Origin of the sequence: Evansella tamaricis (genome assembly GCF_019042215.1) — a bacterium.
In the GTDB taxonomy this organism is placed as follows: domain Bacteria; phylum Bacillota; class Bacilli; order Bacillales; family Salisediminibacteriaceae; genus Evansella; species Evansella tamaricis.
On record NZ_JAHQCS010000017.1, the window covers coordinates 1 to 6,008 of the forward strand.

Below are 6,008 nucleotides of genomic sequence, written 5' to 3' on the forward strand. Positions count from 1 at the left end.
TACTCGCTGCGGGGCACTTCGGAAGTGACAACCGAAGTCAAAGAGCGGACTTCTACTACTTCTTCGAATTCGCTGTCCAACGAGCGTTTACTTCAGTGGCAGCACGCGAGCGATGCTGACCCTTCGAGTTAGCTTCGAGTTGCCTCAACGGACAGGACGTCCTAATATCGGGCATGCCACAGGACGTGGCGTCCTGCCCGATGGACGGATATACTCCAGAGCGATGCTTGTAGAGGAAGAGGCACTGCCCTACGCTCGTGACCATAGGCGCTTGCGCTTTTCTTAATGATAGTATACTTTTAGGCAGTGAATTGATTAACCTACTATACACTAGATTGGTTTAAGTGGTGTTAATAGAGATCCTATGATATTTTTAAATTACAAAAAATTCTTATGTTATATATGTGAATGGGGGACATTTGATGATGGAAGAGAATGGTTATCCTATGATCTCTACTAAGAGACTAGTAATAGCTTATATATTAAGTGTTGTCACCGTATTTCTAACCTTTTCCGGATTTCTACTACTAGTATTATTTCCATTGGCCATTGTGGTCGGTATTGCAGGGTGGGTCATTTCCAATAATCAAAGGAAAATAGCAAAGGCGCAGAATGATAAAGTGCCTGTCATTGTTTTAGCAGCATTCATCATGAATATATTGGCTACCATTTTTGCTGTTGTTATGAATATTTTTTATATTTTGCTCTTATTCTTTTTTTCATTTACGTAAATGTTTGGAAGGAGAGTATGTGTTGTAGAGGTCGCACATGTACTAAACAAACCAGCTAATAAGAAAAAGGCCAAGGATCCTCATCCTTGGCATCTTCCAGTTGCTTCATAATACGATTGTTTTTACGCTGCACGTTCCTTCAAGGCAGCTTGAATTTCAGAGCGTTTCTTCTCATCAATACTATAGAAATTGATATTTACCATTGCCGCAATCAGAATGATAGCCGGTATTACTGCAGTAGCGATTAAAATACCTGTTAAGGAAGTGGAAGATTGAGCCTGGTTTGCCACAAATCCCGACTGGGATAATACGAGTCCGGGAACAGCTCCACCTAACGCCATACCACATTTGAAGAAGAATCCAATCATGGAATAGATTAATCCGCTCAAGCGTTTGCCTGTAACGTATTCCCCATACTCAACTGTTTCTGGAATTAGCGCCCACATGAAGGCACCGGCTGTTAATGTTCCAATTGCTGTTACCACGCGGGAAACCAAAATGAGTTCGATCATAGTCGGTGGAATCAGCAACAGGGATAAGGTCCCGATAATACTCAGTAGTAGAGATATATTCAAAAGTGCCTTTTTCCCTATTTTTCTATTAATGGTTGGTATTAAAGGGATACACAGAAAGGCTGGTAAGGATCCTAATACTGTATATAATCCCACGAGATCTTCGCGCCCTAGATTATAGGTTACAAAATAGACCCCAATGGAGTTACTGATGGAGTTTACTCCAAAGATTAGGACAAAGAAAATGCTTAAAACGACTAATGGACGATTTTTTCTAAATTGCTCAAAGATATCTGTGAATTTTACTTTTTCATTATTAATCGGTTTAACTCGTTCCTTAGTACTGAAAAAACAGAATAACAATAGTAATGCACCGACTATACCGATGATTCCCATTGTCATTTGCCAGCTTCGAGTTGGACTGGCGAATTCCCCAAAATAGTTGGATAGAAACGGTATAAAGTAGGCAACGATCACACCACCTAAGTTTGCAAAAATCATTCGTACGGAAGTGAGGCTAACGATTTCATTATTATTATTCGTAATCGCAGGTGTTAAGGCGGCATATGGAACATTGACAAACGTATAAACGATAGAAAGTCCGACATAGGTAATGTAAGCATAGATGAGCTTACCGCCCTCGGAAAAATCAGGTGTCGTAAAGCATAGAAATGCTAAACCTGCAAATGGTATGGCCCAAACGAGAAGGTACGGACGGAACCGGCCAAATCTTGTATTGGTTTTGTCTACCAATGACCCTACCATTGGGTCTGTGATGGCATCTATTAACCGTACAACAAGAAACATCGTTGCTGCAGCACCAGGTGAAATACCATAAATATTTGTATAAAAGAATAGCAAATAAATAGAGGTTGTTTGATAGATTAAGTTACTGGCTAAATCACCGGAAGCGTAGCCAATTTTTTCCCTCATTCCAATTCGAGGGTTTGCAGGTTGTGCAGGTATGTTGCTCATCGTTGTCATCTCCTAAGTTCTATTATGTCTGCAGTTCCTAATGGATTAGCTGGAAAAATCCTGCCTGTTCCTTTGAAAAAAGACTGACATCATGTTGTTAAGCGGATACAAAACAAATTTGTTCACTTTTTAACATAGAGTTAACAGTAACACTTGTTTCTAGGTCCCTTCAACAGATTTAGCCATGGTGTTAAATTTCTTCAGTAAACAGTATAGTTTTTATAGTGCTTCACAGGTAGGTACACTCATGATCTTATACTAAACTATTTTTTTCTGAAGAAAATGATGGGTCATCTCTATACAAATTCCTAATTCTAAAGTACTATCGTAATAACGGGAAATTTGTCATATATTGTCTCTTAAGAGAGTCGAGAGTTTACTGATGTTGAATTGGAGATTACCTTTCCCCTTTCAAAATTATTGGGTTAGGATGAAAGTGTATGGACATTGGAAAAGAGTTGTTTGTTAATCTTTCTATATTAATATCTTTATTGTTTGTATATAGCCAAATTTCAAAGAATAACCCTTTAAATCGATCCTCATCTATGAAAACGAAAGTTCTTGCAGGGGTAATGGCCGGGACGTTAGGCATCATTCTTTTGGAGTTTAGTATGCCCATCGGAGAAATGGTTGTGGACTTCCGATTTATTCCACTGGCAATTGTAGCTTATTATGGCGGTGCGGTACCAACAATTATTACCACGATCATCCTAGTTATTGGTGCTATTTTTAGGAGCCGGTTCTGTGACTTACTTTGCGGTTCTTGTAACTATCGCTGTTGGTATTTGTATTGGAGTTATTTCCACATCAAAACTCCCTAAAGGTTGGAAAGTATTTTTTCTGGTGACTTTTTGTAATTTGCATATTACGATTATGGCCAATATTGTACTGAGGGGCTATGATCAACTTTTGACTTTGGAAATCATTTATTGGATTCTTACTTATATTGCCGGATATACTTCTTTCTATTTAATTGAGTACTTGCGAACCTCCAATATGCTTTTAAAAAAGTATAAAGAGGAGGCTATCGTGGATTACTTAACGGGTCTTAATAACTATAGAAGCTTTAATTCCATGTATGGAGTGATTTTGACTAATGCAATTAATAAGGGAGAGCAACTTTCGGTTTTATTCATTGATATCGATCATTTTAAGAAAGTAAATGATACATACGGTCATCCTGAAGGGGATATTGTACTAAAAAAACTAGGAGAATTACTGAAAAGTAATACGAGGTCCTATGATATTGTTTCACGAAACGGTGGAGAGGAATTCTCTGTGATATTGTTGGATTTACCATTGGAAAATGCCGCTAATGTAGGCGAGAAACTTAGGACAATCATTGAGGGAACTTCATTTGAATTATCAGACGGCACCATCATTCACATTACGGTTTCCGTAGGTGTTGCCAATTATCCGACTACAACAGCAGATCCAGACAATTTGCTCGTGGATGCGGACAAGGCATTATATAAGGCAAAAAAGGCAGGGCGAAATATGGTGATAGTGAAGGAATAGAAAATACTAGTGAGCATAAAAATACTAGTGCTATTTTACTAATCCTTATGATATAGTATTCTGTAAGAATCAGAGTTTTTGGTAATCTTCTGAACAGGGAAATTGATAGTGATGGAGGGATTTTTGAATGAGTGGTTTTCTGCCGATAATTATTGTTATTGCTGTTTTTGGGATTATTATAAAAATGGTAAGTAATGACCGTGGGTCTGATTACTATAATAATGAGAGCCTTAAAAGGGAGCATAAGTATCAAGAGAACTACCTGAATATAAATCCATTGAAGAAGAGTCAACAGCAGATGCAAAGACTCCATCAGCAACAGATATTAATGGAAGAAAACAGGAGGTTTATGGAAGAATCTGATCGCCAAATGAACGACTTCATGGATCAGCAAGATCAGCAAAATCATATCCGTTAAAAATAAAATCATCACGCTCACTTTAAAAAAGTGATTAGTGGATTGGATTCTCATACAAAAGCAAACGGCAGATGTTCCTTTTTAGCAGGTAAGAAAGGAAGAGCCAAATGACATTATCTAAAAACAGCCTGATTTGATTGTTAGGGTGTTTTTTTGGTATGAACTATAAAATTCCCTAGATGCTGAATTGGATTCTATTCGTCATGAACTATAGAGTTTTTCAAATATTCCATAAAGAAAGGTGAACCTTATGAATCACAGGAAATATATTTATCTAATTTGTCTGGTAATATTCTTTGCAAATGTCATTGTGGGTTGCGGTCAAAAAGAGGAAGCGGTAAAGGAAGCAGAAACCCTTCCACAGCAAGGAGTAGAAGAGGTTTTGGCAGGTGATAGGGAAAAGTTGGAAGAAGAATCGGATACTTTGGAAGATGAAGTGGAAAATGGGGATACAGTGGACTGGGAAACTACCCCAACCACTCCTGAAGATATTGCCGGAGTTTGGATGGGAGAACGGGATGGTTTGGGCATCTACTTTTATGAAAATGGAAGAGGAGACATCGCTTTTTCTGATAATCATGAACGCCTCTATTTGCATTTTGTGAGGTATAGTGAGAATGGTACCGCTTTGGAGTTAGAAATTGATACGTCGTTACATTGGGAAGAACACGATCCTTTTTCCATCTTGGTAAAGAGGAGTGGAACGGATACGATCGAGATTATGATTGGAAATGTGACTAAAACGTATGTGAGATCTTCTGATGAAGAGGTTTTTCCGCTGAATCTTAACTTTGAAGATGAACGGTTTGGCCACCGTGATCAGGAAGCTACGGACAGGCAGGTAGCCCATCTGGAAGAAACGCTCCAAACCCTTTCGGACAATGACATACTGATAGGAACCGTGTTTAATTCTTTCGATTATAGAAACGAAGTGTTCACGTATTTGGATTATGTGGGATCGAGTACCGATGTGGAGACGGTTCGCACTGCGATTCTGAATAAAGTCATTGAAATGAACCTGTTAGTAGATAAGTATAAATGGGTGAATAGTTTTACAGTTAATACTTACTTGAATCATGGAGTAACAGGTGAGACGGAACGGGATAAACAGGTGAATGCCCTTACTCCATCACGAGAAGGGAATCAGGGAAATCAAGCGTTTCAAATTTCTACGGATAGCGAAGATCGATGGATATTAAGTAAAAAACGGTTATCAGTCGATGATCTCCCTGGATATGTCACTCATTTTGGTGGAGTTGAACCTTTCCTGACAAAGAGGGACAGGGATATAAGTAGGAAATATCCATTGTATGAATATCAGAATATGGGGCCACTAACGGTACTATTGGAGTCATTTGTGGAAGGAATATCATCTGATGTGCAGGAAGTGCTGGATGAGAATAGCCAAATATTAGAAGCTTCTTATGTGAAAAATATTATAGGCGTTTGGCAACATTATCCCGAGGAATTGTACTATGAAATTACTTTTGATGAATTCGGAGGAATGATTTATAATCGTCAATCAGGTTTCGGCTATGGCTTTACAATTAGAGAAGAAACGGATGCAAGCATTGAAATTTCCTTCAGTGATCAGCGATGGAACATAGTACGTGAAGGGGACGAATTGAAAGTGACAAAATCGAATGGGGTAGAAATTACACTAATAAAAAGATAAGTAAGAGACATACATTGTCATATGTCTAAATAATTCATTTCAAACAGAGGAAGGGTTTTTGACACCCTTCCTCTATTTTTGGAATGGCTATGTTAAAGGCTAATGTTGATTTTTTAAATAGGATGATTTTTAGCGAAATTTACGACTACTGTCTCTTCCTCTGCGAGCAAATGCTCCGA

General features: G+C 38.3%; 7 protein-coding genes. 6 read left to right on the top strand and 1 reads right to left on the bottom strand.

From position 1 onward, the window contains the following. Positions 1-139: 139 nt before the first annotated feature. Both KS419_RS00925 and KS419_RS00930 read left to right on the top strand, forming a co-directional pair. Positions 140-286 (top strand): hypothetical protein, encoded by a 147-nt coding sequence (locus tag KS419_RS00925; protein ID WP_217064220.1) that lies wholly within the window; start codon positions 140-142, stop codon positions 284-286. A gap of 136 nt (positions 287-422) precedes the next feature. After that, entirely contained in the window at positions 423-731 is a 309-nt protein-coding gene (locus tag KS419_RS00930) for a hypothetical protein (RefSeq protein ID WP_217064221.1), read from the top strand. A gap of 122 nt (positions 732-853) precedes the next feature. On the opposite strand, the gene KS419_RS00935 is transcribed toward KS419_RS00930, so the two are convergent. Next, the gene (locus KS419_RS00935) at positions 854-2,218 is read right to left on the bottom strand and encodes a glycoside-pentoside-hexuronide (GPH):cation symporter (RefSeq protein ID WP_217064222.1); all 1,365 of its coding nucleotides are present in this window, start codon (positions 2,216-2,218) and stop codon (positions 854-856) included. A gap of 440 nt (positions 2,219-2,658) precedes the next feature. Between KS419_RS00935 and KS419_RS00940 the strand changes: the two genes are divergently transcribed. The 4 genes from KS419_RS00940 to KS419_RS00955 all read left to right on the top strand — a co-directional run bounded on the left by KS419_RS00940 (position 2,659) and on the right by KS419_RS00955 (position 5,829). Further along, entirely contained in the window at positions 2,659-3,039 is a 381-nt protein-coding gene (locus KS419_RS00940; RefSeq protein WP_217064223.1) for a LytS/YhcK type 5TM receptor domain-containing protein, read from the top strand. Next, positions 2,963-3,736 (top strand): GGDEF domain-containing protein, encoded by a 774-nt coding sequence (locus tag KS419_RS24710; RefSeq protein WP_217064224.1) that lies wholly within the window; start codon positions 2,963-2,965, stop codon positions 3,734-3,736. The genes KS419_RS00940 and KS419_RS24710 overlap by 77 nt, the downstream gene beginning before the upstream one ends. A 127-nt stretch (positions 3,737-3,863) precedes the next feature. Then, positions 3,864-4,154, top strand: a complete 291-nt coding sequence (locus KS419_RS00950; protein WP_217064225.1) for a hypothetical protein — start codon at positions 3,864-3,866, stop codon at positions 4,152-4,154. Positions 4,155-4,404: 250 nt separating this feature from the next. After that, complete coding sequence (locus tag KS419_RS00955) at positions 4,405-5,829, top strand: hypothetical protein (RefSeq protein WP_217064226.1); 1,425 nt, start codon at positions 4,405-4,407, stop codon at positions 5,827-5,829. Positions 5,830-6,008: the final 179 nt, after the last annotated feature.